Raw genomic sequence first — 25,213 nt, forward strand, 5'->3', positions numbered from 1 at the left:
GGCGTCGGCTTGGGCGCGGCGTCCTGCCGCCGCCCGGCTTCCGCTCGCGCACGTTATCGCTTCTGTCCTGCAGAACGTGACGTCGTGGCAGCTTCATCTGCTGCATGGCCTGTCGTCCTGCCGCTTCGGCCGGCTGCTGGCATGCAGTCATGCGGAACCGGATCATGCGTAGACGCACGTTTCTCATGTCGATGGCCGGCGGGCTTTTCACGCTCGTTGCCGGTGTCGGCACCTGGCTGACGGTCGCTCCCCCCGACCTCCTGAAGCTCGGCGACAGCTATGCGGCAAAGATGGTCTGTTCCAGCCTGTTCGTTGCCGGACGCAATGCGTCGGAGGTTCTCGCCGACGACGTGCAGGCGCCGGGCCATCCCTTGCTGCGCTTCATTCGCGTGTCCGTGGACGAGCAGCGCAAGACCGTGACGGCGCGAATGTTCGGCTTTGCCGCACCCGGGCACGCGATCTTTCGCGACGGCCTCGGCTGCTCCAACGTGACCGACGGGGCCTTTGCGGCCTTCCCCGGCAACCGGTCGCTGCGCCGTCGCAGCGTGGAGCCCGACACGACGCAGCCCTGGCCGGATGGTGGCGCGCTGGTGGCGGATGCCGGCGTTCAGGCGCTGATCGAGGACGACCAGCGGGCAGGGCCCGGGCTGCGCGGGCTTGTCGTCATCCGCGGCGGGCGGATCATCGCCGAACGCTACGGACGCGGCTTCTATGCCTCCACCCCGCTTCTCGGTTGGTCCATGACGAAGACGGTGACGGCGGCGCTCATCGGCTTGCGCGTCCGGGACGGGCAGATGGCGCTCGACAAGGCCGATCTCCTGCCGCAATGGCGCAACGACGAGCGCAGCCGGATCACGCTGTCGGACCTGCTCGGCATGCAGAGCGGCCTCGGTTTCAACGAGAGCTATGGCAGCGTGACGGATGCCACCCGGATGCTTTTCCTCGAAAACGACATGGCGGCCTATGCCGCGTCGAAGACGCTCGACACGGCACCGGGCACGCAGTTCTCCTATTCCAGCGGCACGTCCGTCATCCTCTCGCGCCTTTGGATGAATTCGTTTGCCAGCCCCCGCGAGGCGCTGACGTTCCCACGCGCGTCCTTGTTCCGGCCGCTCGGCATGAGCAGCGCGATCCTCGAGCCGGATGCGCATGGCACCTTCGTCGGTTCGTCCTACATGTATGCGACGGCGCGGGACTGGGGGCGGTTCGCGCTCTTTCTGCTGCAGGATGGCGTCTGGAATAACGAACCGATCCTGCCGCCGGACTATGTCCGCCTGATGCGCACGGCGACCTCAGCCTCCAACGGCCGGTTCGGCTCCGGGCAGGTGTGGATGAAAACGGGGCCGGAGGCTCAAGGCTTTCCGAGCGACGCCTACTGGATGCGGGGGCATGACGGGCAGTCGATCCTGCTTGTGCCCTCGATGAAGCTTGCCGTGGTCAGGCTGGGCCTGACGCCGCGCCTGATGGGCTATGACGACAGCGCGCTCCATCGCGACATCATCGCCGCGCTGGCAAAGCCGCAACCTTGAGAGGGGCTGTGGCGTTCGGCGTTGACATGCAGGGAGTAAAGGGAGTGCCGAAAGGATCAAGCGGCTGAGCCTGAGATCCGGTGCGATGCTCAGGGGGACGGAAGCGTGAGCCAGCCGTCAACCGCAGGTCGGCCTTCCGGGACGTGCGATCAGCGCATGCCGAGGGTGTCGAGCAGGCCCTTGCGCTTGGCGTGGTAGTAATAGCCGCTGGCATAGAGCTTGACGGCATTGTCATTCTGGTTTTCAGCCACGACCCAAGCGCCGCGCAGATACTGCGTCGCGTACTTCAGGTTGGTTTCCGCATCGAACAGGCCTTCCGGCGGGCCGTCATAGCCAAGGCCCTTGGCCGTGTTGTAGCGGATCTGCATGAGGCCGTAATTGCCGTTGTGATAGGCGCGGGGATTGTAGGTGCTCTCGCGGCGGACGACGCGATGGACCAGATCTTCCGGGACGCCGTTCAGCTTGGCATAATGGGTGATGAGCTTGTCGAGTTCGGGACGCGAGCTCGTCGGCTTTTCGCGGCCGAGGAGGACGCTGGCTGCCGATTCCATCTTGGAATAGGCGACGGAAATCAGCTGCGGCTTGGCGGCGGGAACGATCATGCGCTTGGCGACGAGCGTTTCCAAGCCGACCGGTTCGCCCGTGTCGAAGTCCGAATCCATGGCGCCGGCGCTGGCGATGGTCGGCTGTACCGGCACTTTGCGCACGGTGATCATCGCGTTTGCGGTTTCCGGCAGGGCGTCGGTCGCGGTGCGGGCGAGAAGCGGATTGGTAGCTGTCGTCGCTTTGGCCGGAGCCAGCGATGCGACCTCGGTATTGGCCAGTGCCGTCATGGCGGACGGTGTGGCCGGCGCAGTCTTTGCGGCCTCTGCCGAAGCGGTGGCCACCGCTGCATTGGTCGTTGCCGCGGCAATGCCGGGTGCGGTCGCAGAGGGCGTTGCCGAAGCGTTGGCCGTCTGGGCGGCGAGGGCGGCTGCGGCCGTTGTGGCTGCGCCATCCGGCGTCGGAAGAGCGTAAGCCGTCATTTCCGTTCCGGGCTTGGCAAGCGGCGTGACCGACTGCGCTGCCATCAACTGCTCCATCGGGGTGCGCTCGACGCTCGAGCAGCCGGCCATCAAGGTCGCCGAGATCAATGCACATGCCGTAAGAGATTGTTTATGAACGGAAAGACGTGAAACTGCCATGCTGTCGCTTTCGTGCTTTGTGGCCCCGTAGCCTTACCAGTGCTGCAGCCAAAAGCCGCCATGTCGTGCCCGTCATTAACCTATATGAAGGCCGGTCGCAAGCGAGGGCGGGACATGGGCCTTGTCGGCGCACGTTTCCACAGGTGCGAAAGCCCGGAAATGCGGGCGCCGGAGCTTCTGTTTTTCCAAGCCCCGGCGCCGTGTCCTGCCGTCCATCAGCACCCGGGAGCATGGCGGCGGATCACAAAACCAGCCGCCATGCTCCCGGATTTCGTGTCGTCAGTGTGCCGGCTTCCAGCTCTGGCCGATCGCATCCATCACCTCGCCGAACCATGGCGTGGCCGTGTTGAAATGCTTGCCGCCGCGGATGCGGGGGAATTCGATGGTGCGCAGCTTGCCGCCTTGATCCTCGTCATGGCCGGTGACGCCCGAGACCTTGTCGAGGGCGCTCTGGACCGCGAGATCGACCATGCCCTGGATGAGGCGGAGGTCGTCGATATTGGCCGGGGCCGAGCGTGCGTAATAGCCCGACTTCTGCACCATGGCACGCTGGGCACCGAGAAGGTCCGCGAACTGCTTGGAGAACCAGTTGCCGACATTGATGGTGTCGAGCTTGACGTGGCCGAAGGCGTCGCGCTTGACCGTTTCGCCAGCCGCTTCGCGCTCGGCAACGATCGCATCCATGCAGGCGCCTTCGCTCACGAAGAGGGTGACATAGCCGGTCTTTGCCATGACGGCGCGCAGGCGCTCGGCTTCCGCCTGCAGATCGAAGGCTGTTTCCGGGAGATAGAGCCCGTCGATGGTCTTCAGCGCCTTGTTCATCATGAAGCCATCGACGAACTCGGTCTTCTCGACCGTCTGCATGTAGGAACGTGCCGTGGCGGCGGTCAGCCAGCCGCAGTGGCGGCCCATGACTTCGTGAACGATCAGCGTCTTGGGAGCCGCGCTCTGTTCGTTGCTGACATTGTCGAAGAACTTCGCGCCATATTCGGCAGCCGTCCAGGCGCCGAGCGACTGGCGGATCGGCACGACGTCGTTGTCGACGGTCTTGGGCAGGCCGACGACGGTGAGGTCGTAGCCGTTGGCACCGAGATAGGCGGCAAGGTCGGCGGCCGTCGTGTTGGTATCGTCGCCGCCGATCGTGTGGAGGATCGTCACGCCGTCGGAGGCGAGGCGCTCGGCTGCGACGCGCAGCGGGTTTTCACCTTCCTTGACGAGGCCGCGCTTGACGCAGTCGGCGGCATTGGTGAGCTTGACGCGGCTGTTGCCGATGGGCGATCCGCCATAGCGATGCAGAAGGCCAGCCTTTTCGCGCATCTGCGGCGTGATTTCGATCCGGTCGGCCAGAAGCAGGCCGTGATAGCCGGAGCGGTAGGCCATGAGTTCGATATCGGGGGCGATATCCGTATAACGCTCGATCAATCCGCCTACGGCAGACGACAGGCACGGGGCAAGACCGCCCGCCGTGAGCATTGCGACTTTCTGCTTGGCCATGATTCCTCCTCGGGATATTGCCATTCATCGGGTTCCGCACCTGTCCTAGCCCAGATCCCCCGTAAGTAAAATGACATGAGCCGCACGGCTGCCGAGCGTGGAGCGCAAATTGCAGCATGAAAATAGTGAGGGCCATCACAAAAGTGTCATTCGAGGCCTTGCTCGTCTTGCAATCGCCGGCGACATCTGATCAGACTTCGGCTCCTTGCGGGACCGTGACCGGAGATGTCTGCGGTGCTGATGCAACAAATCGCACGTGCGACGCTCTAGTCCTGACGTTACCGCCGGACGAAACGGGCCTGAAAACAGGCCGGACAAACGGGAAAGATAATCCTCATGTCGATCTGGGATCGCCTCATCGGAATCGTGACATCGACCGGCAATGCGCTGTCGGGTCTCGTCGAAGCGATCCGGACGCTGTTCGAGGGCGACCCGGAGACACGCCGCAAGGTCGCCTTTTCCGTTGCCATGATCGCGCTGTCGGCCAAGATGGCGAAGGCGGATGGCGTGGTGACGGAGGCCGAGGTTTCCGCCTTCCGCCAGATCTTCAAGTTCCCGGAAGACCAGGCACAGAACGTGGCCCGGCTCTACAATCTCGCCCGCCAGGACGTGGCCGGATACGAGGCCTATGCCGAGAAGCTGTCGGGGCTCTGCGTTTCCGGCGAAGCCAATTGCCCGGTGCTTGAGGATATCATCGACGGACTGTTCCACATCGCCAAGTCCGACGGCGCGCTGCACGAGAAGGAGCTCACCTTCCTGCGCCGCGTCGCCGAGATCTTCGGCATGGACGATATGAAATTCGAGGCGATCCTCTCGCGGCACGCCTATCTTGAGGGTGTCGATCCCTATGATCTGCTCGGCGTTTCCCGGAAGGATGATTTCTCGACCATCCGCAGGCGTTATCGCGTGCTTGTGTCCGAGTACCATCCCGACCTTCTGGTCGCCCGGGGCGTTCCGGCCGAGCAGCATGCGACAGCCAACGACCGGATGGCCGCCTTCAATGCTGCCTATGAGGCGATCGAGAGAGAACGTCGCGCGGCATGAGCCTTCCCGTTTGCGATTTCCCGACGGCGCGGTTTGTCGCTTCGCCCAATCATAACGAGCGGCTGGGCGTTTCCGGCCCGGATATGATCATCCTACACTACACCGGCATGCCGACAGCGGCAGGCGCGCTCGACTGGCTGTGTCGTGAGGAGAGCCAGGTCTCCAGCCATTACTTCGTGCATGAGGATGGCTGGGTGGACCAGCTCGTGGCGGAGGACCGCCGCGCCTGGCATGCGGGCAAGAGCGTCTGGAAGACAGAGACCGACATCAATTCGCGCTCGATCGGCATCGAGATCGCCAATGCCGGCCATCCCGGCGGTCTGCCGGACTATCCTGCGATCCAGATCGCGGCGGTCGTCGAACTGTGTCGGTTTTGTGTCAAGCGCTGGTCCATTCCCCCCGAGCGGGTGCTGGCACACAGCGATATCGCCCCTGTTCGCAAGGTCGATCCGGGGGAAAATTTCCCCTGGAAGAACTTGTATGAAAACGGCGTTGGTCACTGGGTGGAACCGGCACCTGTCGGTGGCGGACGCTACTTCCAGCGCGGCGACAAGGGCCAGCCGGTCGAGGCCGTGCAGGGCATGCTCTCCCTCTACGGCTATGGCCTTGAGGTGACTGGCGAATTTTGCGATAAGACCCACGGTGTCGTGGAGGCTTTCCAGCGGCATTTCCGACCGAGCCAAGTCGATGGAATCGCGGATATCTCGACGCTCGACACGCTGCATCGGCTGCTCGGTTCGCTGCCGCAGTTCACGCGCTGACGACAGCCGCCCCATTTACCGTTCCGCAGCAATTTGCTGCATCGCCATATCATGACCATGTTCCACACGGATTTTGACACCGTACCGAGGGCGGGGTCCTGAGGGTTGCGTACCGTTCCCCGCTGATGACCATGATCATGGATCGGACGAGGCCGGGGCGGGGCGTCCGCTGGCTTCCCGAATCCCAGCGGAGTTTACAACATTCATGAGACGAACGACTGTCGTCCAGGCAGCCGCCTGTTTTTGCGTGCTTTTTTCGGGGGTTCAACCATCTTTCGCCGGTGCTTTCGCGCCGGTCGTGCCGGCACCGGAAGCCGCTTACCAGACTGCATCCACAGACCTTTCCCTTAAATCCTCTCCAACGAGAACGGCCTCTCTTGAAGACGTCAGGACATCCGAGATGACACGTGCGCTGCCGGAGATCGGGCGGGCGCTCGGCTTTCCGCTCACGAGTTTCGAGATGGACGCTCCGGCCTATTCCGGCCTCATCGCCACCTATGCACAGGCCTTCGGCGTGCCGATCGATCTGGCGCATGCCGTCATCCGGGTCGAGAGCAACTTCAACCCGAAGGCGCGCGGCAGTGCCGGCGAAGTCGGGCTGATGCAGATCAAGCCGGCGACGGCGCGCATGATGGGGTATGGCGGCAGCCGGGCAGGGCTGTTCGATCCGGAAACCAACATCAAGTTCGGCATGAAGTATCTCGCCAAGGCACATCGTCTTTCCGGCGGCTTCACTTGCGGCACCATCCTGCGCTACAACGCCGGCCATGGCGCTACCCGCATGAACCCGGTCTCCAGGCGCTATTGCGGCAAGGTCCAGACGCTGCTGGATTCGTGAACGACAGGTCTGATGGAGACCCCCCGTTTGAAATTGGTGAAAACCGGAGATGGCGATGAGCGGAACGTTCGACACAATCGTGATCGGCAAGGGCATGATGGGCGCGGCCGCCGCGCGCCATCTGGCGGTGAGCGGGACGAGCGTCGCCCTGATCGGTCCGGACGAACCGCGCGATTGGGCTACGCATGATGGCGTGTTCTCCAGCCACTACGACAACGGCCGGATCACCCGCACCATCGATAGCGACAGCGACTGGGCGCGCATGGCCCGCCGCTCCATCGAGCGCTATCATGGAATCGAAACCCGATCCGGCGTTTCCTTCTATACCGAGGTCGGTTGCCTGATTGCTGCGGCAGATGGAGGTGCCTATCTCCGCAATGTCGATGCCGCTGCAAGAGGCTTAGGCGTATCCGTCGCCCACATGGATCCGCCTGGCCTGCAATCTCGCTTCCCCTATTTCTCCTTCCAGGATCATGAAAGCGGGATCTTCGAGGCGCGCGATGCCGGGCATGTCAATCCGCGGGCGCTGGTTGCCGCGGAAACCGTCTGCGCGGCAATGGCCGGCGCGTCCGTCATCAGCCATGAGGTGACCGGTCTTGCCGAAACGGCAGACGACGTGACGGTGACCACAGCCGATGGCGCCACCTATCAAGCTCAGAAAGTGCTGGTGGCGACCGGCGGGTTCGCGCTGTCGGAGAGGCTTCTGCGCCGCAAGCCTGCCATGCAGGTCCTGGCGCGCACGGTGCTTTTCGCGGAAGTTGCGGAGGCGGACAGGGGGCGCCTGTCGGCCATGCCGTCGCTCATTCGCAACGGGCCGACGGAAGCCGAAAGCTTCTATCTTCTGCCGCCGATCGTCTATCCCGACGGCAAGACCTATATCAAGATCGGTGGCGATCCGGACGATCTTCAGCTTCATGACGAGGCGCAGATCCGGTCGTGGTTCCGCGGCGGCGGACGGGAAGAGGCAGCAGCGCATCTGGCGCGGCATCTTGCCGATATCCTGCCGGACGTCACGCCGACGTCCACGTATTTCTCGCCTTGCGTCGTCTCGCTGACGGAAACCGGCTATCCCTATATAGGCTATGTCTCATCCGATCGCGTCGCGGTTCTCACCGGCGGCAATGGCATGGCGGCGAAGAGCTGCGACGAGATCGGCCGGCTCGGGGCTTCGCTGATCCTCGACGGCAAGGTGGACGACGACGGCTACAGCCAATCCTTCGCGCCGGTCTTTGCCTGAGACCTTCCTTCTCTATCGTTGATAAAGCTGGCCAAGGCCGGAAGTCTCCGCTATCAGGGCGCTGCCAGTCGGCCGGGCAGCCGCTCTCCGCTATGACCGAAAGGTTGCGGGGGGAGGAAAGTCCGGGCTCCACGGAAAAACGGTGCCGGATAACGTCCGGCGAGGGCGACCTCAGGGATAGTGCCACAGAAAGCAAACCGCCCGCGTCTGACGCGGGTAAGGGTGAAAGGGTGGGGTAAGAGCCCACCGCGCGTCTGGTAACAGGGGCGGCACGGTAAACCCCACCGGGAGCAAGACCGAATAGGGATGACGTGGTAGCCGCAAGGCTGCCGGCCTGTTCCGGGCCAGTCATCCGGGTGGGTTGCACGAGGCGGCGCGCGAGCGTCGTCCCAGATGAATGGCTGCCACGTTCCGGTCCTCAACCGGCCGGAGCCATACAGAACCCGGCTTACAGGCCGACTGGCGCTTTTTCCCTTCCTACCATCCCTGCGTGCGATGCGCCTTATTTCAGGTCACGCCGATTTTCTCCTATGTCGCTGTTCTCTCACGTATTTGAGCTTTATCGAATGCCGCCTGCGGTATTGGGAATGTTTCCGATCGCGCTTTGCAAACAAAGTGTTGCCTGAGCGATCGTAACCATTTGTTAAACTTAACAGTCTATCAATGATGGGTGGAGGCGGCCCCTCCGACGACCCAAATCCCATTGACCCCCATATGGTCCCATGCTATCCCAATCATGCACTGCACAGGGGTCGTTGACGGCCCGATCATCGCGAGTTTGGTGGTTGCCCCGACAGGGGTTTTGGAACGGGTTTGTCGCCCGGCGGTGGCGTATTGTGTCTGCTTCCGGGGTTGCTTGCGGGCGTTTTCCGTCGGCGCATTGGATGAAAACGGCTGTTGCGCGTCATGAACCGCTTTCTCTCGCATGCCACGAACCGTATCGATGCGAAGGGACGGGTTTCCGTTCCCTCGTCGTTTCGCGGCGTGCTGGCGAAGCTGGATATTGCGGAGCTGTATTGTTTCCAGGATTTCGTGTTCCCGGCCATCAGTGCGGGCGGGCCGGAATTGCTGGACCGTTTCGAGCGGCAGATAGCGGGCGAGGATCCGTTTTCGCCGCAAGCCAACGAGATGTCGCTCCTCATTCACGGGGGCGGGGTCTTCATGAAGCTCGACCAGGAAGGTCGGTTGATGGTCACGGATTTTATCCGCGACTTCACCGGCATCACCAACGAGGTGACTTTCGTTGGCCGGGCGGATCACTTTCAGTTATGGGCGCCGCAGGTGTTTCAGGAAACGCAAGCGGCGGCACGTCAGGAACGCAGGTTGCGAGGTCTGCGCCCCGGCTAGCATGGAGAGACGGAATGGTGGCGGATCTTGGCGACAGTGCAGCTGGAGCCGATGGCGGACCGGTCCGCCACATTCCGGTTCTTCTCCCAGAGGTTTTGAACAGTCTTCAGCCGGAAACGGGTAAGACGATCCTCGATGGCACGTTCGGTGCCGGCGGATATGCCTCCGCGATCCTTCAGGGTGGCGCCGACGTCATCGCGCTCGATCGCGATCCGAACGCAATCGCTGCCGGACAGGCCCTTGTCGCGGCGAGCGGCGGTCGCTTGACACTCATTCACGCACAGTTTTCCGAGCTGGCCCGTCATGCGCCCGAAGGCGGGCTGGACGGTGTCGTGCTCGATATCGGCGTCTCCTCCATGCAGATCGACGAAGCGGATAGAGGCTTTTCCTTTCAGCGCCGCGGCCCGCTCGACATGCGCATGTCGAGCCATGGCGTTTCCGCGGCGGATGTCGTCAACCGCGCGAAGGTCGGCGATCTCATCCGGATCTTCGGTTTCCTCGGCGAAGAGCCGCAGTCGGGCCGTATCGCGCGCGCCATCGAGAAGCGCCGTGTGGAAACGCCGTTCGAGACGACGCGCGATCTGGCCGGGTTGATCGAGGTGGTGACCCCGCGCAAGGCCAAGGACAAGATCCACCCCGCAACCCGCGTCTTCCAGGCGCTGCGCATCTTCGTCAACAACGAGCTCGGCGAACTGGCCGAGGCGCTGTTTGCCGCCGAGCGCGCGCTGAAGCCCGGCGGTCGGCTGAGCGTGGTGACCTTCCATTCGCTCGAAGACCGGATCGTCAAGAAATTCTTCCAGGACCGGGCCGGCAAGGCTTCGGGTTCGCGTCATCTTCCCATCATGCACGAACGCCCGGCAACCTTCGCACCAGTTGGTAAGGCGATGATTGCTGCCAGCGAAGACGAATCATCCAGGAATCCGCGCGCCCGCTCCGCCAAGCTGCGGGTCGGGGAACGCACGCATGCTCCAGCCGAGGCCGCCGACATGTCGATTTTCGATCTGCCAGACCTTGCAAGTCTTTCGAAGCTGGGAGGCTGACGCATGCTGAGAACGCTCGATATCGTGTTGATCGTCGTCATGACCGCTGCGGCGACCGTGACCTATACGATCAAGCACAAGGCCGAGAACAAGCTCGAGGAAGTCCGCTCGCTCGATGCGCAGATCAAGCTCGAGGAAGACACGATCGACCTTCTGCGGGCCGACTGGGCCCTGCTGACTCAGCCGAACCGGCTCGACCGGCTGGTTACGGCCTATGACAAGGACCTGCAGCTCGTTCCCACGGATCCGACGCAGCTTGCGCATCCCGAAGAGCTGCCGATGCTGAAGGCCGACGTCCCTCCGCCGGAAGAAAAAGACAGCAAGGGCAAGAAGAAGGCCGCTCCGGCCGTCGCTGCTCGCGAAAGCCAGGAGACCGACGAAATCTCAACAGGTTCGGTGGCGCGCTGATGTCGTTTCTTTCCCGCATCATGGTCGTCAAGAGCAAGGCGCACTTCTCTGCCGGCGGCAACAATCATCCCGGCGATCTTTCGCGCGGCGCGCCCTTCGAAGGCATCCGCAAGCGGCGCGGCAACCAGGCCCGCAGCCGCGTTGCCATCGTCATCGCCGGCTTTTCGGTCGTCTACTGCATCATCGGCGGACGCCTGATCCAGTACGGTTTCGCCCAGCCCGAGACGGTATCGAGCATCGGCCGCGCCGACAATCTGATGGCTTCGCGGCCCGACATTCTCGACCGCAACGGCCAGATTCTGGCAACCGACATCCGCACCGTCTCGCTCTTTGCCGAACCGCACAAGATTGTCGATGCGGACGAGGCTGTCGAGCAGCTGGCGACCGTGCTGCCCAACCTCAACAATGCAGACATCTACAACAAGCTGAAGTCTAAATCCCGCTTCCAGTGGCTGCGCCGCCAGCTGACGCCGAAGCAGCAGAGCGAAATTCTCGCGCTCGGCATTCCCGGCATCGGCTTCCGGCCGGAGAAGCGCCGCTTTTATCCGGGCGGCGTCACCGCCTCGCATGTCGTCGGCCACGTCAATGTCGATAACCGCGGCATTGCCGGCATGGAGCGCTGGATCGACAACCAGGGCCTTGCGGACCTCGCTGCCATCGGCATGACGAGCGATGCGAAGCTGGAGCCCGTGCGTCTGTCGATCGACCTGCGCGTCCAGAACATCATGCGCGATGTCGTCGTCGATGCCATGGTCAAGTTCAAGTCGCTGGCCGCCGGCGGCGTCGTCATGGATGTGAAGACCGGCGAAATCCTCGCCATGGTTTCCTATCCCGATTACGATCCGAACAAGCCGGCCGATGGCGCCAAGGAAGGCTGGATGAACCGCATGTCGAACGGGACGTTCGAGATGGGCTCCACCTTCAAGTCGTTCACCACGGCCATGGCGCTCGACAGCGGCAAGGTCAAGCTGACCGACAGCTTCGATGCGCGTTTCCCGATTCGCATCGGCGGCTTCACCATCAAGGACTTCCACGGCAAGCATCGCGTGCTGACCGTGCCGGAGATCTTCCAGTATTCGTCCAACATCGGCACGGCCAAGATGGCCGATCTTGTCGGTATCGACGCGCACAAGGAGTTCCTGACGCGGATCGGCCTTCTGACGCGGATTCCGACGGAACTGCCGGAAATCAAGATGCCGAGCCAGCCGAAGGTCTGGAAGAAGATCAACTCGATCACGATCTCGTTCGGCCACGGCGTCTCCACCACGCCGCTGCAGACGGCGGTCGCGGGTGGGGCGCTGATCAACGGCGGCAAACTGATCGAGCCGACCTTCCTGCCGCGCACCATCGAAGAGGCCGCTGCCGCCTCCACGCAGGTCATCAAGAAATCGACCAGTGACGACATGCGCTACCTGTTCCGCTGGAACGGTGTCCACGGATCGGGCCGGAACGCCCGCGTTCCCGGCTTCAATGTCGGCGGCAAGACGGGCACGGCGGACAAGGTGGTCAATGGGCGCTATTCGAGCGACGCCAACTTCAACGCCTTCCTCGCCGGCTTTCCGATCGACGATCCGCGCTATGTGGTGCTGACCTTCATCGACGAGCCGAAGACGGACAAGGGCAACGGCGCGGCGCTCGCCGGCAACACGGCGGCCCCGATGGTTCATGACATCATCAGCCGTTCTGCGCCGCTTCTGGGTGTCGAGCCGAAGTTCGGTGTCGATGGTTCCGCCTTGCTTGTGGCGTATTGAGCGGTAAAGGACGGTCACGCGGCCGTGATGGCCTAAGGGAATCGTGTTGGGAAAAGTGCAATCGATGAAGATCAGTGACCTTGCGATGCTTGCAGACGGGTATGACGGAGCGGGCGCGTTGCTGCCGTCAGGTCAGGCCGATGCCGAAATCGGCGGACTGACGGCCGACAGTCGCAAGGTTTCGCCCGGCACCCTGTTCGTGGCGGTTCCCGGCAACAAGGCGAACGGCAGCGTTTATGTCGATGACGCCGTGTCGCGCGGTGCGGTTGCCATCGTGACCGAGGAGGACCTCGGCTCGACCCTTTCCGTGCCCGTCCTTCGCGTCGCTTCCACCCGCACGTTTCTCTCTCGCGCGGCAGCGCGTTTCTATGACGCGCAGCCGGAAACCATGGTCGCCGTCACCGGTACGGCGGGGAAGACCTCGGTCGCTTCGTTTACCCGCCAGATCTGGGCACATGCCGGGCTTGCCGCTGCGATGATCGGCACGACCGGCGTCGTTGCGCCCGGCCGGAACGACTACGGCTCGCTCACCACGCCCGATCCGGTCTCGCTGCACCAGCTGCTGTCAGAACTGGCTGCGGCCGGCGTGACGCATGCGGCCATGGAAGCCTCCAGTCACGGGCTCGACCAGAGCCGGCTCGACGGCGTGCGCCTCTCGGCTGCCGCCTTCACCAATCTCGGCCGCGATCACATGGATTACCATCCGACGATCGAGCATTATCTCGGCGCCAAGATGCGCCTGTTCGAAGCGCTGCTGCCGAAGGGCGCTCCAGCCATCATCTTCTCCGACGACGAATGGTCGGATGCCGCGATCCGGGCAGCCAAAGCAGCCGGCAGCGATGTGCGCACCGTCGGCCGCAAGGGCGACTATCTCGCTCTGAAGCGCGTCGAGCATTTCCGCCACAAGCAGATCGCCGAAGTGCATGTCGACGGGCGCATCTTCGAGGTGAACCTGCCGCTCGCGGGTGACTTCCAGATTTCGAATGCGCTGGTGGCCGCAGGTCTTGCCCTGTCTACGGGCGTCGATGCGCCCACGGTCATGCTGGCGCTTGAAAAGCTGCAGGGTGCTCCGGGCCGACTAGAGCTTGTGGGTCAGACGCCGGATGGCGCGCTGGCCTATGTCGATTATGCCCACAAGCCGGATGCGCTGGCGCAGGTCCTGTCCTCCGTCCGGCCCTTCACGACCGGACGCGTCGTGACGGTGTTCGGCTGCGGCGGCGACCGCGACAAGGGCAAGCGGCCGTTGATGGGTGAGATCGCGACCCGGCTGTCCGATGTTGTGATCGTGACGGACGACAATCCGCGTTCGGAAACACCGGCGACGATCCGCAGCGAGATCCTGGCCGCGGCACCCGGCGCCACAGAGATCGCCGATCGCGCGGAGGCCATCCGCCATGCCGTCGGCATACTGGGGCCGAGGGATACGCTGATCGTCGCCGGCAAGGGTCACGAGCAGGGGCAGACGGTCGGCACGGTCACGCTGCCCTTCTCCGATCATGCCGAAATTCGCAAGGCTCTTGGTGCGCAGCAGACGGCTGGCCAGGATATGGGAGGCTGACGACATGGGTTTTCTCTGGACTAGCGCCGACCTGCTGGCCGCCATGCACGGTCGCCCGGTGGGCAACCTGCCGCAGGGCATTACCGGCATCTCGATCGACAGCCGTGCCATGGGCAAGGGCGAGGCCTTCTTCGCCATCAAGGGCGACCGGGTGGATGGGCATGACTATGCTGGTCTCGCCATTGCCAATGGTGCCGCCCTTCTCGTGGTGAGCGAAGGCAAGCTGCCGGCACTCGGACGCCTGATCGCGCCGATGATCGTCGTGGATGACGTTCTCGCGGCCATGGTCCGGCTCGGCTGCGCGGCGCGCGACCGGAGTGCGGCCAAGATCATCGCGGTCACGGGCTCCGTCGGCAAGACGACCACCAAGGAGATGCTGCGGCATGCGCTGTCGCCGAGCGGCCGGGTTCACGCGTCCGTCGCCTCCTTCAACAATCACTGGGGCGTGCCGCTGACGCTCGCGCGCATGCCCGAGGCCACAGATTACGGTGTCTTCGAAATCGGCATGAATCATCCCGACGAGATCCGGCCGCTGGTGCGCATGGTCCGTCCGCATGTCGCCGTCATCACCACGATCGCCCCGGCGCATCTCGGCAATTTCCGCGATCTCGACGAGATCGCCACGGCGAAGGCCGAGATCATGGAAGGGCTGGTCGATGGCGGTCACGTCCTTCTCAACCGCGACAATGCGCAGTTCGGCACGCTGGAAAAGGCGGCCGCGATGCTCGGCGTCTCCAGCGTCCATAGCTTCGGCGTCGATCAGCGCGCCGATTTCCGGATGATCGAATATGCGGCGACGCCGGAAGGCGGCACGCTCTGGGCGATGATCGACGGCCGCACGCTCGAGATCCCGCTCGGCGCACCGGGCCGCCACATCGCCGAGAACGCGCTCGCCGTGCTCGGTGCGGCGACGCTCGTCGGCGCAGACCTCGACACGGTGATATCCGCGCTCGCGACGCTGCAGCCGGAAAAGGGCCGCGGCGAACGCCATCGTCTGTCCGTGGGCACGGGCACGATGACGCTGATCGACGAGAGCTACAACGCCAATCCCGCCTCCATGCGCGCGGCCATCGCGCTTCTCGGAGAGGCCGAGATCGGTGTCGAGGGCGGACGACGGATTGCCATTCTCGGCGACATGCTGGAGATGGGCACGCATTCCACACAGGCACATGCGTCTCTTGCCGGCGCGCTCTCGGAGCAGGGGATCGACACGGTCTGGCTTGCCGGACCCGAGATGACGCATCTGCAGGATGCTCTGCCGGAGACGGTCTCCGTGGTGCATTGCGATGCGGTCGATGATCTGCGCAATCACGCGGTCGCCTCGGTGCGGGCGGGCGATGTCGTCATGATCAAATCCTCGAAGGGAACGGGCTGCGGACGGATCGTCCAGGCTCTTCTCGATACATTTCCGGCGCAGGCCGAAACGGAGCAGGCGCTCTAGCGCTCGCTCCATCTCATTTTCCTCTCCGGTCGGGAGAGGCATGTCGATATCGAATTTTCGGGGAAGGGTCCCTCATGCTCATCTGGCTTGTCGAACTGGCGGACCATTTCCAGTTTTTCAATCTGTTCCGGTACATCACGTTCCGCACCGGTGCGGCGCTCTTTACCTCCGCCATGATCGTCTTCCTGTTCGGGCCGAAGATGATTTCGTCGCTGCGCGTACGACAGGGCCGGGGACAGCCGATCCGCGCCGATGGGCCGCAGACGCACTTCAAGAAGGCGGGGACGCCGACCATGGGCGGCCTGATGATCCTCGCCGGCATCGTCGTCTCGTCGCTGCTCTGGGCCGACCTTTCCAGCGTCTATGTCGTCTCGACCCTGCTCGTCACGCTCGGCTTCGGCGCCATCGGCTTTTATGACGACTATCTCAAGGTGACGAAACAGTCGGACAAGGGCTTTTCCGGCAAGGCACGTCTTGCGATTGAGTTCGCGGTCGCCGCCGTCGCCGTGTTCTTCATGATGCGGTCGGCAATCTCCGCAGGCACGGCCGGCTCCACCTTCGGCTCCTCGTTGACATTCCCGTTCCTCAAGGACTTCACGCTCAATCTCGGCTATTTCTTCATCCTGTTCGGCGGCTTCGTCATCGTCGGCGCCGGCAATGCGGTGAACCTGACGGACGGGCTCGATGGTCTGGCCATCGTGCCGGTGATGATTGCTGCGGCATCCTTCGGCGTCATCGCCTACCTCGCCGGCAACGCGGTGTTCGCCAATTACCTGCAGATCCACTTCGTACCCGGCACGGGGGAGCTGGCCGTCATTCTCGGGGCGGTCATCGGGGCGGGGCTCGGCTTTCTCTGGTTCAACGCGCCGCCCGCCGCCATCTTCATGGGCGACACCGGGTCGCTGGCGCTCGGTGGTCTCATCGGCACCGTCGCCGTCGCCACCAAGCATGAGATCGTCATGGTCATCATCGGCGGCCTGTTCGTCATGGAGACGCTGTCTGTCATCATTCAGGTTTTCTGGTTCAAGCGGACGGGCCGCCGCGTGTTCCTCATGGCGCCGATCCACCACCATTTCGAAAAGAAGGGCTGGACGGAAAGCCAGGTCGTCATCCGCTTCTGGATCATCGCCGTCATCCTGGCCATGGTCGGCCTTTCCACGCTGAAGCTGCGGTAAGCCGATGATCCCCGTCACCACGCTCAGCGGCCGTCACGTCGCCCTCTTCGGTCTCGGAGGCTCCGGGCTCGCCACCGCGCGCGCGCTGGTTGCCGGCGGCGCGACGGTGACCGCGTGGGACGACAATGCCGAGAGCGTGGCAAAAGCCGCTGCCGAGGGTATCGGCACCGGCGATCTGCGGCAGGCCGACTGGTCGATATTCGAAGCTTTCGTCCTGTCGCCCGGCGTGCCGCTGACGCATCCGAAGCCGCACTGGACGGTCGATCTTGCGCGCGGCGCCGGGGTCGAGGTGATCGGGGACGTCGAGCTGTTCTCGCGCGAACGACGGGCTCTTTCGCCCGAAGCACCGCTGATTGCCATCACCGGCACCAACGGCAAATCCACGACCACGGCGCTGATCGCGCATATCCTTTCCGCCAGCGGCCGCGACACGCAGCTCGGCGGCAATATCGGCACGGCGGTGCTGACGCTCGACCCGCCGGCAAAAGACCGGTTCTATGTGGTCGAGTGCTCGTCTTACCAGATCGACCTGACGCCTTCTCTGGAGCCGACCGCCGGCATCCTCCTCAACCTCACGCCCGACCATATCGACCGCCACGGGACCATGGAAAACTATGCGGCGATCAAGGAACGCCTGGTCGCTGCGAGCCATACCGCCATCATCGGCGTGGACGATGCCTGGTGCGAAGCCATCGCGGATCGCGTGGCGCTCGCCGGTCGTCCCGTCATCCGCATCGCCCGCCACCGATCGCTCGGCGATGGCTACTACGCTGAGGGCGCCGCCGTGATGCGCGCCGAGGGGGGGCTTGCGGAGGTCTTTGCCGACCTCTCGGGCATCGCGACGCTTCGGGGAAGCCATAACGGTCAGAACGCGGCTGCGGCGATCGCCGCCTGCCTTGCGGTAGGGGTGTCGAAAGCGGAGATCCTGTTGGGGCTCGCCTCCTTCCCCGGACTCAAGCATCGCATGCAGCCGGTTGCGACGGTCGGCGACGTCACTTTCGTCAATGACAGCAAGGCGACCAATGCGGAGGCCGCGGCACCGGCGCTGTCGAGCTTCGAGCGGATCTACTGGATTGCCGGTGGCGTGCCCAAAGACGGCGGCATCGCGTCGCTCTCTCCCTATTTCCCGAGGATCGCCAAGGCCTACCTGATCGGCCGTGCGGCCGACGAGTTCGCGGCAACGCTTGGCCATGCCGTTCCGTTCGAGCGGTCGGAGACGCTGGAGAAAGCCGTTGCGGATGCGGCTGCGGATGCGGCACGGGACGGGTTGCCTGCCGCGGTTTTGTTATCCCCGGCTTGCGCAAGCTTCGACCAGTACAAGAATTTCGAGATGCGCGGGGATGCGTTCGTGGCCCATGTGGCAGCACTTCCCGGCGTGACCATGCTGATTTGACAGCCGTGGCGGCTCTGTCGCCGCGGCCGGACGGTTTACGGCGCGACTGCGCTTTTTGACGAGGATGAAGACATGGTGAGTCGTGCGGAGCGTGGCCCGGTGGCCGACTGGTTCTGGACCATCGACAGGTTCTTCCTGGCGACGTTCATTCTGTTGATGGGTATCGGGTTCATGCTGTCCTTCGCCGCGAGCCCTGCGGTCGCGGAGCGGCTGGGCCTCGACAGCTTCCATTTCGTCAAGCGCCAGGCGGCCTTTCTCATTCCGTCGCTGGTCGTCATGATCGGCCTGTCGTTTCTGACGCCGCGTCAGGTGCGTCGCACGGCCATCGTCATTCTCGCCGCGTCCATCGCCATGATGATTCTCGCACTGTTCTTCGGTGTCGAGATCAAGGGCTCGCGCCGGTGGTTCTCGATCGGCCCGATCGGCATCCAGCCGTCCGAGTTCATGAAGCCTGCTTTCGTCATCGTCTGCGCCTGGCTCTTCTCCGAACACGCCCGCCAGCCGGAAATTCCCGGCAATCTCTTCGCGATCCTGCTGTACGGCATCGTTGCCACGCTTCTCATCGCCCAGCCCGACCTCGGGCAGACCATCCTGACGACGGCCGTCTGGGGCGGCATGTTCTTCATGGCGGGAATGCCGTGGCTCTGGATCGTCGTTCTCGGCGGCTCGGCCGTCGGCGGTCTCGTCGTCGCCTATACGCTGCTTCCCCACGTCGCCGGCCGTATCGACCGGTTCATGACCGGCGAGGGCGATACGTTCCAAGTGGACACGGCGCGCGAGGCGATCATTCGCGGCGACTGGCTGGGACAGGGTCCCGGCGAAGGCATCATCAAGCGGATCATCCCGGACAGCCACACCGACTTCATCTTCTCGGTCGCGGCGGAAGAGTTCGGCATCGTGTTCTGCATGGTCATCGTCGCCATCTTCTCGTTCCTCGTCATGCGCGGCCTCAGCCACGCTTTCCGTGAGCGCAACGACTTCAACCGCTTCGCCGTCGCTGGCCTCGTGCTGCAGATCGGTATCCAGTCGATCATCAATGTTGGGGTCAATCTCGAACTGCTGCCCGCCAAGGGCATGACGCTGCCGCTGATTTCCTACGGTGGTTCCTCGATGATCGCGATCTGCGTCACCGCCGGCTTCATTCTGGCTCTCACCCGCCACCGCCCGGAAAAGCGCGCTTTGGAGCGCAGCCTGTTCCGTACCGGTGCGCCTGTCGCTGCGGAATAGAAATACGGCATTCCACGCGCGCTCGGTAAGCGCGAGGCCGACCAAATGACAGCGTCGCGCGTCCTTCCGACACGCGACGCTGTGGCACTTCAAGCGGCTGCAGAATGGCTGAGGAAACCGGTCCCGGTTTTTGGCATTATGCGCTAGAACATTTCGTCCGTGCTTTTTTGACACATCTTCGCTGCGCTGCTTTGCGCAACACGCTTCGTACTGGAGGTCTCGAGTCTTGACCAAGGGCATCGTCATGCTAGCCGCCGGAGGTACCGGCGGTCATCTTTTTCCAGCCGAGGCGCTCGCGCACGAACTGGCCGCACTGGACTTCACGGTGCACCTGATCACCGACCACCGGGCCGAGCGCTACGCCGGCTCCTTCCCGGCCGAGCGCATCCATGTCGTGCGCTCCGCCACGATCGGCTCGCGCAACCCCGTGAAGGTCGCGTCCTCTCTCTGGCAGCTGTGGAGCGGCCTGCGCGAGGCCCGCAGTATCCTGAAGGAGGTAAAGCCGAAGGTGGTCGTCGGGTTCGGGGGCTACCCGACCGTGCCGCCGCTTCTCGCCGCCAGCCGGCTGCGCATCCCCACCATCATCCATGAACAGAACGCCGTGATGGGTCGCGCGAACAAGGGCCTCGCCGGGCGCGTCACCGCAATCGCCGGCGGCTTCCTGCCGGAAACGGATGGACGCTATGCGCAGAAGACGGTGACGACGGGCAATCCCGTGCGTCCCGCGGTTCTCGAAGCCGCCGAGGTTCCCTATGCGGCGTCCGGCCCGGGCGAGACGTTCCGGCTCGTCGTGTTCGGCGGCAGCCAGGGCGCGCAGTTCTTTTCCAAGGCCATTCCCGCGGCGATCGCTCTGCTCGAGCCCGAACTTCGCGCCCGGCTGCACGTGACGCAGCAGGCCCGGCCGGAGGATCTCGACGGCGCGCGGACGGCGATGTCGAAATTCGAACTGACGGCGGAAATCTCGCCCTTTTTCACCGACATGGCCGGACGGATTGCCGCCGCCCATCTGCTCGTCTGCCGCTCCGGTGCCTCCACCGTGTCGGAAATTGCCGTCATCGGTCGCCCGTCCATCCTCGTGCCTTATCCCTTCGCGCTCGATCACGATCAGGCGGCAAATGCCGCGGCCCTTGCCGAGACCGGAGCGGCACGGCTCGTGCCGCAAAAGGACCTGACGCCGGAGGTTCTCGCTGGCTTCATTCGCGACGCGATGAACAACCCTGAGAGCATGACGGAGATGGCGACCAGTGCCAAGGCCGCGGGCCGGCCGGATGCCGCGCGCTTGCTTGCCGGCATGGTAGAGGCTATTGCCAGCGGCCAGACGATTGCCCAATTCAAGGAAAAACGCTCATGAAACTGCCGCAGACGATCGGCCTCGTCCATTTCATCGGTATCGGCGGGATCGGGATGAGCGGCATTGCGGAAGTGCTGCACAACCTCGGCCACCGCGTCCAGGGCTCGGATCAAGCCGATAGCGCCAACGTCCAGCGGTTGCGCGAGAAGGGCATCGAGGTCTTTGTCGGCCACAAGGCTGAGAACCTCGGCGAGTCCGAGGTTGTCGTCGTTTCCACGGCGATCAAGAAGACCAATCCGGAACTGATCGCGGCCCGCGAGAAGCTGCTGCCCGTCGTGCGCCGCGCCGAAATGCTGGCCGAGCTCATGCGTTTCCGCAGCTCGATCGCTATCGGCGGTACGCACGGCAAGACGACGACGACGTCGATGGTCGCGGCCCTGCTGGAAGCCGGCGGTCTCGACCCGACCGTCATCAATGGCGGCATCATCAATGCTTATGGCACCAATGCGCGCATGGGTGCCGGCGAGTGGATGGTGGTGGAGGCCGACGAATCGGACGGTACTTTTCTCAAGCTTCCGGCCGATGTGGCCGTGGTCACCAATATTGACCCGGAGCATCTCGACCATTACGGCACGTTCGACCAGGTGCGGGCGGCGTTTCGCCAGTTCGTCGAAAACGTGCCGTTCTACGGCTTCGGCGTAATGTGTCTCGACCATCCCGAGGTCCAGACGATGGTCTCCAAGATCGAGGACCGCAAGGTCATCACCTATGGCGAGAACCCGCAGGCGGACGTTCGTTTTTTCAACATCCGCATGGACGGGGCGACCTCGATCTTCGACGTCGCTATTCGCCGTCGCCGTACGGGTCAGTTGATCGAGTTGAAGGATCTGCGCCTGCCGATGCCCGGCCGCCACAATGTCTCCAACGCGACGGCCGCCATTGCGGTCGCGAACCGGCTCGGGATGAACTCCGAAGATATCGCCAAGGGCCTTGCGGCCTTCGGCGGCGTCAAGCGGCGCTTCACCTTTACCGGTGAGTGGAACAACGTTCGGATCTATGACGACTATGGGCACCACCCGGTCGAGATCAAGGCCGTGCTGCGGGCCGCGCGTGAGGCCAGCCAGGGCCGAATCATCGCCGTGCACCAGCCGCACCGATTCTCTCGCTTGCAGAGCCTGTTCGAGGATTTCGCGGCCTGCTTCAATGATGCGGATACGATTCTTCTGTCGCCCGTCTACTCGGCCGGCGAGGAGCCGATCGAGGGGATCACCTCGCAGGAGCTGGTTTCCCGGATCAAAGCGGGCGGACATCGCGATGCCCGCTATGTGGAAGGGCCGGAAGCCCTTGCGCCGCTTGTCTCCACCATTGCACAACCCGGTGACTTCGTGGTTCTTTTGGGCGCCGGCAGCATTACCTACTGGGCTGCCGCGCTGCCGAAGGAATTGGCCGATATCACAAAGCAGGGGACAGGACAGGACGCATGAAACAGGTCGACGGAACAAAGCTGCTCGCATCGCTTGGCGAGGGCGTCAACGCGCTTCGGGGACGGCTGACGCCGGATGCGCCCATGGACCGCGTGACGTGGTTCCGCGCCGGCGGGCTGGCCGAGTTGATGTTCCAGCCGCATGACGTCGATGATCTCGTTACCTTCCTGAAGCTCGTTCCCGAGGAAGTGCCGGTGATGGTGGCCGGCGTCGGCTCCAACCTGCTGGTGCGCGACGGCGGCATTCCCGGTGTCGTGATCCGTCTCTCGGCCAAGGGTTTTGGCGATATCGAACTCGTGGGCGACAACCGCGTGAAGGCCGGCGCCATCTGCCCGGACAAGAACCTCGCGGCCATGACGCTCGATCACGGGATCGGTGGCTTCTTCTTCTATTACGGCATCCCCGGCACCGTCGGCGGCGCGCTGCGCATGAACGCGGGCGCCAATGGCGGCGAGACGCGCGAGCGGGTGGTCGAAGTGCATGCCGTCGACCGGCAGGGCGAAAAGCACGTGCTGAGCAATGCCGACATGGGCTACAGCTATAGGCATTCGAGCGCCCCGAAGGACCTCATCTTCACGCATGCGGTTTTCGAGGGTTATCCGGAAGACAAGGCGAAGATCCGGGCCGACATGGATGCCGTGCGGCAGCACCGCGAGACCGTTCAGCCGATCCGGGAGAAGACCGGCGGCTCGACCTTCAAGAATCCGGAAGGGCATTCCGCCTGGAAGCTGATCGACGAAGCCGGCTGCCGCGGCATGATGATCGGCGGTGCGCAGATGTCGCCGATGCACTGCAACTTCATGATCAATACGGGGCAGGCGAGCGGCTACGAGCTCGAATATCTCGGCGAAACCGTGCGCCAGCGCGTGATGGAGCATTCCGGCGTCAAGCTGGAGTGGGAGATCAAGCGGATCGGCAAGTTCATGGCCGGTTATGAGGTGAGGGAGTTTCTGGGCCGGGCAACGGTGTGATGGCGAGCGGTAGCGATTCGCCTCTCGTTCACAATGAGCGGGTGAAGCTCGCTGCCAATTCGATCGACCGCCTCGCGACGGCGTCCATTGCGGCTGGGTTCATAACGCCGGTTGTGTCGCTTGCGAACGGGCAAGTGCTGTTCGGTCTGTCAGCGCCGCTTGCTATTTCGACGATCACTTGGCTTTTAACAGCGCTCGCATTACATTGGGCAGCAAGACATATGCTCGGGAAACTTAAGCAGTGACATTCGGGACCATCTTTTACCTCTATCTTCTGCCCGTTTTGCTGGCAGCTTCCGTGTGGGGTGCGATCTGGATTTCCGAGTGGAGATCCGGGCGTCGTGACAGGCTGCATCCCGGGGAGTGACCTTCCGCGCTATCATATAAAAAGGCCGCGATGTCAGTGACATCGCGGCCTTTTTGTTTGTTCTGATTCCGCTTGAACTCAGACTTCGTTTTTGCCCGAGAGCAAAATGCAGACGAGCGTGATGACGGTTGCGAACAGGAGGTAGTAGCCGACAGCGGTCATGCCGTAGGTCGCCTGCAGGTAGGTGGCGATGTAGGGCGCCAGAGAGGCGCCGAAGATGCCGGCGAAGTTGAAGGTGATCGAGGAGCCGGTGTAGCGTACATTGGTCGGGAAGGGTGCGGCCAGCGCCGTTCCGATCAGGCCATAGGTAATGCCCATCAGCGCCATGCCGATGACGACGAACAGGACGACGCTCGCTTCACCGCCGGTCAGGAGACCCGGCAGGAAGAAGGAGAAGATGCCGATCAGCACGGTGACGCCGATCAGGATCTCGCGGCGGCCGAAGCGCTCGGCAAGTTTGCCGGCGATCGGGATGAAGATGCCGAAGAGAACGGCGCCGAGCAGCTGGATTTCCAGGGCATCGACGAAGGGCAGCTTCAGGACCTTGATGTTGTAGGACAGAAGATAGGCCGAGCCGATGTAGAACAGCACGAAGGTGGCGAGCGCCACGAAGGTGCCGAGAACCAGGCTGCGCTTGTGGTTGCGGAAGAGTTCGACGACCGGAACCTGAACGCGCTCTTGTTGGTCGATGGTCTTCTGGAACGCCGGCGTCTCGGTGATGGAGAGGCGGACCCAGAGACCGACTGCGATCAGCAGGATCGAGGCGATGAACGGCACGCGCCAGCCCCAGCTGAGCAGCGCTTCCTGCGACATTACATGCAGCAGCAGCCAGAAGACGCCGGAGGAGAGGAAGAGGCCGACGGGCGCGCCGAGCTGCGGGAACATGCCGTACCAGCTCTTCTTGCCTTCGGGCGCATTTTCCGTCGCCAGCAGAACGGCACCGCCCCACTCGCCGCCGAGGCCGAAGCCCTGACCGAACCGGCACAGTGCCAGAAGCAGCGGTGCGAGAACGCCGATCGATTCGTAGGAGGGGAGAAGGCCGATGATGACGGTGGAGATGCCCATCGTCAGAAGGGCTGCGACCAGCGTGGTCTTGCGGCCGACGCGGTCTCCATAATGGCCGAAGACGACCGCGCCGAGCGGGCGGGCGAAAAAGGCGATGGAGAAGGTGGCAAACGATGCCAGCAGCGCCGTCGTCGGATCGGTGTTCGGGAAGAACAGCGTTGGGAACACAAGGACGGCAGCCGTTGCGTAGACGTAGAAGTCGAAGAATTCGATGGTGGTGCCGACGAGGCTCGCCAGGAGCACGCGAGCCGGGGAATTGGTAGCGCGTGCGTCCAAGACATCTGCCTTCGACGATACCGGAGATATCGCGTTGCTCATGATCTTGTCCGTGTTGAGGATCCGCCACCCTCATAGGTAGCTGACGGCTTCTTACGGCAAGTTAATGTCGGAAGAAACCCTTTTTGCGCAAGAATATGACGCGATTTCCGGCTGTTTCGCATCAGATGAGACGATGTCGCATAGCCTCGTCATAAGTCGCCTCACCGCTGCCTTGTCTTTGGGCGAAAGCATGGTGGGGGACGGACTCCTCGACCGGAAAGCGTCTCGGAATCCGCTTCAGCCATGCAGGATCCGCACCCGTGCCATTTTGAACACAGAGGCCATTTGCT

General features: G+C 63.4%; 20 protein-coding genes and 1 other RNA gene. 18 read left to right on the forward strand and 3 right to left on the reverse strand.

Features of this window, described 5'->3' with window-relative positions:
- The first annotated feature begins 164 nt into the window (after positions 1-164).
- Positions 165-1,529 carry a serine hydrolase domain-containing protein gene (locus G8E10_RS12395; RefSeq protein ID WP_167129253.1) on the forward strand — a complete coding sequence of 455 codons (1,365 nt, stop codon included), beginning with the start codon at positions 165-167 and terminating at the stop codon, positions 1,527-1,529.
- A gap of 149 nt (positions 1,530-1,678) precedes the next feature.
- Here the strand turns inward: G8E10_RS12395 and G8E10_RS12400 are convergent, their stop codons facing one another.
- Both G8E10_RS12400 and G8E10_RS12405 read right to left on the reverse strand, forming a co-directional pair.
- Complete coding sequence (locus G8E10_RS12400; protein ID WP_167129255.1) at positions 1,679-2,713, reverse strand: lytic transglycosylase domain-containing protein; 1,035 nt, start codon at positions 2,711-2,713, stop codon at positions 1,679-1,681.
- Between the two features lie 279 nt (positions 2,714-2,992).
- Positions 2,993-4,207, reverse strand: a complete 1,215-nt coding sequence (locus G8E10_RS12405) for a pyrophosphate--fructose-6-phosphate 1-phosphotransferase (protein ID WP_092934434.1) — start codon at positions 4,205-4,207, stop codon at positions 2,993-2,995.
- 336 nt (positions 4,208-4,543) lie between these two features.
- Here G8E10_RS12405 and G8E10_RS12410 point away from each other — a divergent pair, with 336 nt between their 5' ends.
- The 17 genes from G8E10_RS12410 to murB all read left to right on the forward strand — a co-directional run bounded on the left by G8E10_RS12410 (position 4,544) and on the right by murB (position 23,173).
- On the forward strand, positions 4,544-5,251 hold the full coding sequence (locus G8E10_RS12410) for a J domain-containing protein (RefSeq protein WP_110734637.1): 708 nt from the start codon (positions 4,544-4,546) through the stop codon (positions 5,249-5,251).
- Complete coding sequence (locus G8E10_RS12415) at positions 5,248-6,012, forward strand: N-acetylmuramoyl-L-alanine amidase (RefSeq protein ID WP_167129257.1); 765 nt, start codon at positions 5,248-5,250, stop codon at positions 6,010-6,012. Before G8E10_RS12410 ends, G8E10_RS12415 begins: the two co-directional genes overlap by 4 nt.
- A 205-nt stretch (positions 6,013-6,217) precedes the next feature.
- Entirely contained in the window at positions 6,218-6,850 is a 633-nt protein-coding gene (locus G8E10_RS12420) for a lytic transglycosylase domain-containing protein (protein ID WP_245419864.1), read from the forward strand.
- A 55-nt stretch (positions 6,851-6,905) separates the two neighbouring features.
- Entirely contained in the window at positions 6,906-8,087 is a 1,182-nt protein-coding gene (locus tag G8E10_RS12425; RefSeq protein ID WP_167129258.1) for an NAD(P)/FAD-dependent oxidoreductase, read from the forward strand.
- 64 nt (positions 8,088-8,151) lie between these two features.
- Positions 8,152-8,554, forward strand: an RNA gene (gene rnpB, locus G8E10_RS12430) — RNase P RNA component class A.
- A gap of 439 nt (positions 8,555-8,993) precedes the next feature.
- Positions 8,994-9,434, forward strand: a complete 441-nt coding sequence (gene mraZ, locus G8E10_RS12435) for a division/cell wall cluster transcriptional repressor MraZ (RefSeq protein WP_245417094.1) — start codon at positions 8,994-8,996, stop codon at positions 9,432-9,434.
- Positions 9,435-9,448: 14 nt separating this feature from the next.
- A complete protein-coding gene (rsmH, locus tag G8E10_RS12440; protein WP_167129259.1) occupies positions 9,449-10,474 on the forward strand; it encodes a 16S rRNA (cytosine(1402)-N(4))-methyltransferase RsmH in 1,026 nt (341 codons plus the stop codon).
- A gap of 3 nt (positions 10,475-10,477) precedes the next feature.
- Positions 10,478-10,882: a cell division protein FtsL gene (gene ftsL / locus G8E10_RS12445; protein WP_167129260.1), complete on the forward strand. Its 405-nt coding sequence runs from the start codon at positions 10,478-10,480 to the stop codon at positions 10,880-10,882.
- A complete protein-coding gene (locus tag G8E10_RS12450; protein WP_110799206.1) occupies positions 10,882-12,633 on the forward strand; it encodes a peptidoglycan D,D-transpeptidase FtsI family protein in 1,752 nt (583 codons plus the stop codon). The genes ftsL and G8E10_RS12450 overlap by 1 nt, the downstream gene beginning before the upstream one ends.
- A 64-nt stretch (positions 12,634-12,697) precedes the next feature.
- On the forward strand, positions 12,698-14,191 hold the full coding sequence (locus G8E10_RS12455; protein WP_167129261.1) for a UDP-N-acetylmuramoyl-L-alanyl-D-glutamate--2,6-diaminopimelate ligase: 1,494 nt from the start codon (positions 12,698-12,700) through the stop codon (positions 14,189-14,191).
- A 4-nt stretch (positions 14,192-14,195) separates the two neighbouring features.
- Complete coding sequence (locus tag G8E10_RS12460) at positions 14,196-15,632, forward strand: UDP-N-acetylmuramoylalanyl-D-glutamyl-2,6-diaminopimelate--D-alanyl-D-alanine ligase (RefSeq protein WP_167129263.1); 1,437 nt, start codon at positions 14,196-14,198, stop codon at positions 15,630-15,632.
- 74 nt (positions 15,633-15,706) lie between these two features.
- Complete coding sequence (mraY, locus tag G8E10_RS12465) at positions 15,707-16,807, forward strand: phospho-N-acetylmuramoyl-pentapeptide-transferase (protein ID WP_110728203.1); 1,101 nt, start codon at positions 15,707-15,709, stop codon at positions 16,805-16,807.
- A gap of 4 nt (positions 16,808-16,811) precedes the next feature.
- Complete coding sequence (gene murD, locus G8E10_RS12470; RefSeq protein WP_167129265.1) at positions 16,812-18,200, forward strand: UDP-N-acetylmuramoyl-L-alanine--D-glutamate ligase; 1,389 nt, start codon at positions 16,812-16,814, stop codon at positions 18,198-18,200.
- A gap of 72 nt (positions 18,201-18,272) precedes the next feature.
- Entirely contained in the window at positions 18,273-19,427 is a 1,155-nt protein-coding gene (gene ftsW, locus G8E10_RS12475; protein ID WP_110728201.1) for a putative lipid II flippase FtsW, read from the forward strand.
- A 226-nt stretch (positions 19,428-19,653) separates the two neighbouring features.
- Positions 19,654-20,778, forward strand: a complete 1,125-nt coding sequence (gene murG / locus G8E10_RS12480; RefSeq protein ID WP_167129267.1) for an undecaprenyldiphospho-muramoylpentapeptide beta-N-acetylglucosaminyltransferase — start codon at positions 19,654-19,656, stop codon at positions 20,776-20,778.
- A complete protein-coding gene (murC, locus tag G8E10_RS12485; protein WP_132447533.1) occupies positions 20,775-22,202 on the forward strand; it encodes a UDP-N-acetylmuramate--L-alanine ligase in 1,428 nt (475 codons plus the stop codon). The genes murG and murC overlap by 4 nt, the downstream gene beginning before the upstream one ends.
- A complete protein-coding gene (murB, locus tag G8E10_RS12490) occupies positions 22,199-23,173 on the forward strand; it encodes a UDP-N-acetylmuramate dehydrogenase (RefSeq protein ID WP_110807538.1) in 975 nt (324 codons plus the stop codon). The genes murC and murB overlap by 4 nt, the downstream gene beginning before the upstream one ends.
- Before the next feature lie 445 nt (positions 23,174-23,618).
- Here the strand turns inward: murB and G8E10_RS12495 are convergent, their stop codons facing one another.
- The gene (locus G8E10_RS12495; RefSeq protein ID WP_167129269.1) at positions 23,619-24,923 is read right to left on the reverse strand and encodes an MFS transporter; all 1,305 of its coding nucleotides are present in this window, start codon (positions 24,921-24,923) and stop codon (positions 23,619-23,621) included.
- Between the last annotated feature and the right edge of the window lie 290 nt (positions 24,924-25,213).

It is taken from the genome of Ferranicluibacter rubi, from assembly GCF_011603255.1.
Taxonomy (GTDB): Bacteria; Pseudomonadota; Alphaproteobacteria; order Rhizobiales; family Rhizobiaceae; genus Ferranicluibacter; species Ferranicluibacter rubi.

Bases quoted from the DNA above. Each gene is read 5' to 3' on its own strand.
- G8E10_RS12405 (WP_092934434.1), bottom strand. From the start codon at position 4,207: ATGGCCAAGCAGAAAGTCGCAATGCTCACGGCGGGCGGTCTTGCCCCG.
- G8E10_RS12410 (WP_110734637.1), top strand. From the start codon at position 4,544: ATGTCGATCTGGGATCGCCTCATCGGAATCGTGACATCGACCGGCAAT.
- G8E10_RS12455 (WP_167129261.1), top strand. From the start codon at position 12,698: ATGAAGATCAGTGACCTTGCGATGCTTGCAGACGGGTATGACGGAGCG.
- murB (WP_110807538.1), top strand. From the start codon at position 22,199: ATGAAACAGGTCGACGGAACAAAGCTGCTCGCATCGCTTGGCGAGGGC.
- murC (WP_132447533.1), top strand. From the start codon at position 20,775: ATGAAACTGCCGCAGACGATCGGCCTCGTCCATTTCATCGGTATCGGC.
- murD (WP_167129265.1), top strand. From the start codon at position 16,812: ATGATCCCCGTCACCACGCTCAGCGGCCGTCACGTCGCCCTCTTCGGT.
- G8E10_RS12460 (WP_167129263.1), top strand. From the start codon at position 14,196: ATGGGTTTTCTCTGGACTAGCGCCGACCTGCTGGCCGCCATGCACGGT.
- G8E10_RS12400 (WP_167129255.1), bottom strand. From the start codon at position 2,713: ATGGCAGTTTCACGTCTTTCCGTTCATAAACAATCTCTTACGGCATGT.
- G8E10_RS12420 (WP_245419864.1), top strand. From the start codon at position 6,218: ATGAGACGAACGACTGTCGTCCAGGCAGCCGCCTGTTTTTGCGTGCTT.
- rsmH (WP_167129259.1), top strand. From the start codon at position 9,449: ATGGTGGCGGATCTTGGCGACAGTGCAGCTGGAGCCGATGGCGGACCG.
- G8E10_RS12495 (WP_167129269.1), bottom strand. From the start codon at position 24,923: ATGAGCAACGCGATATCTCCGGTATCGTCGAAGGCAGATGTCTTGGAC.
- G8E10_RS12395 (WP_167129253.1), top strand. From the start codon at position 165: ATGCGTAGACGCACGTTTCTCATGTCGATGGCCGGCGGGCTTTTCACG.
- ftsL (WP_167129260.1), top strand. From the start codon at position 10,478: ATGCTGAGAACGCTCGATATCGTGTTGATCGTCGTCATGACCGCTGCG.
- mraZ (WP_245417094.1), top strand. From the start codon at position 8,994: ATGAACCGCTTTCTCTCGCATGCCACGAACCGTATCGATGCGAAGGGA.
- mraY (WP_110728203.1), top strand. From the start codon at position 15,707: ATGCTCATCTGGCTTGTCGAACTGGCGGACCATTTCCAGTTTTTCAAT.
- G8E10_RS12450 (WP_110799206.1), top strand. From the start codon at position 10,882: ATGTCGTTTCTTTCCCGCATCATGGTCGTCAAGAGCAAGGCGCACTTC.
- G8E10_RS12415 (WP_167129257.1), top strand. From the start codon at position 5,248: ATGAGCCTTCCCGTTTGCGATTTCCCGACGGCGCGGTTTGTCGCTTCG.
- ftsW (WP_110728201.1), top strand. From the start codon at position 18,273: ATGGTGAGTCGTGCGGAGCGTGGCCCGGTGGCCGACTGGTTCTGGACC.
- G8E10_RS12425 (WP_167129258.1), top strand. From the start codon at position 6,906: ATGAGCGGAACGTTCGACACAATCGTGATCGGCAAGGGCATGATGGGC.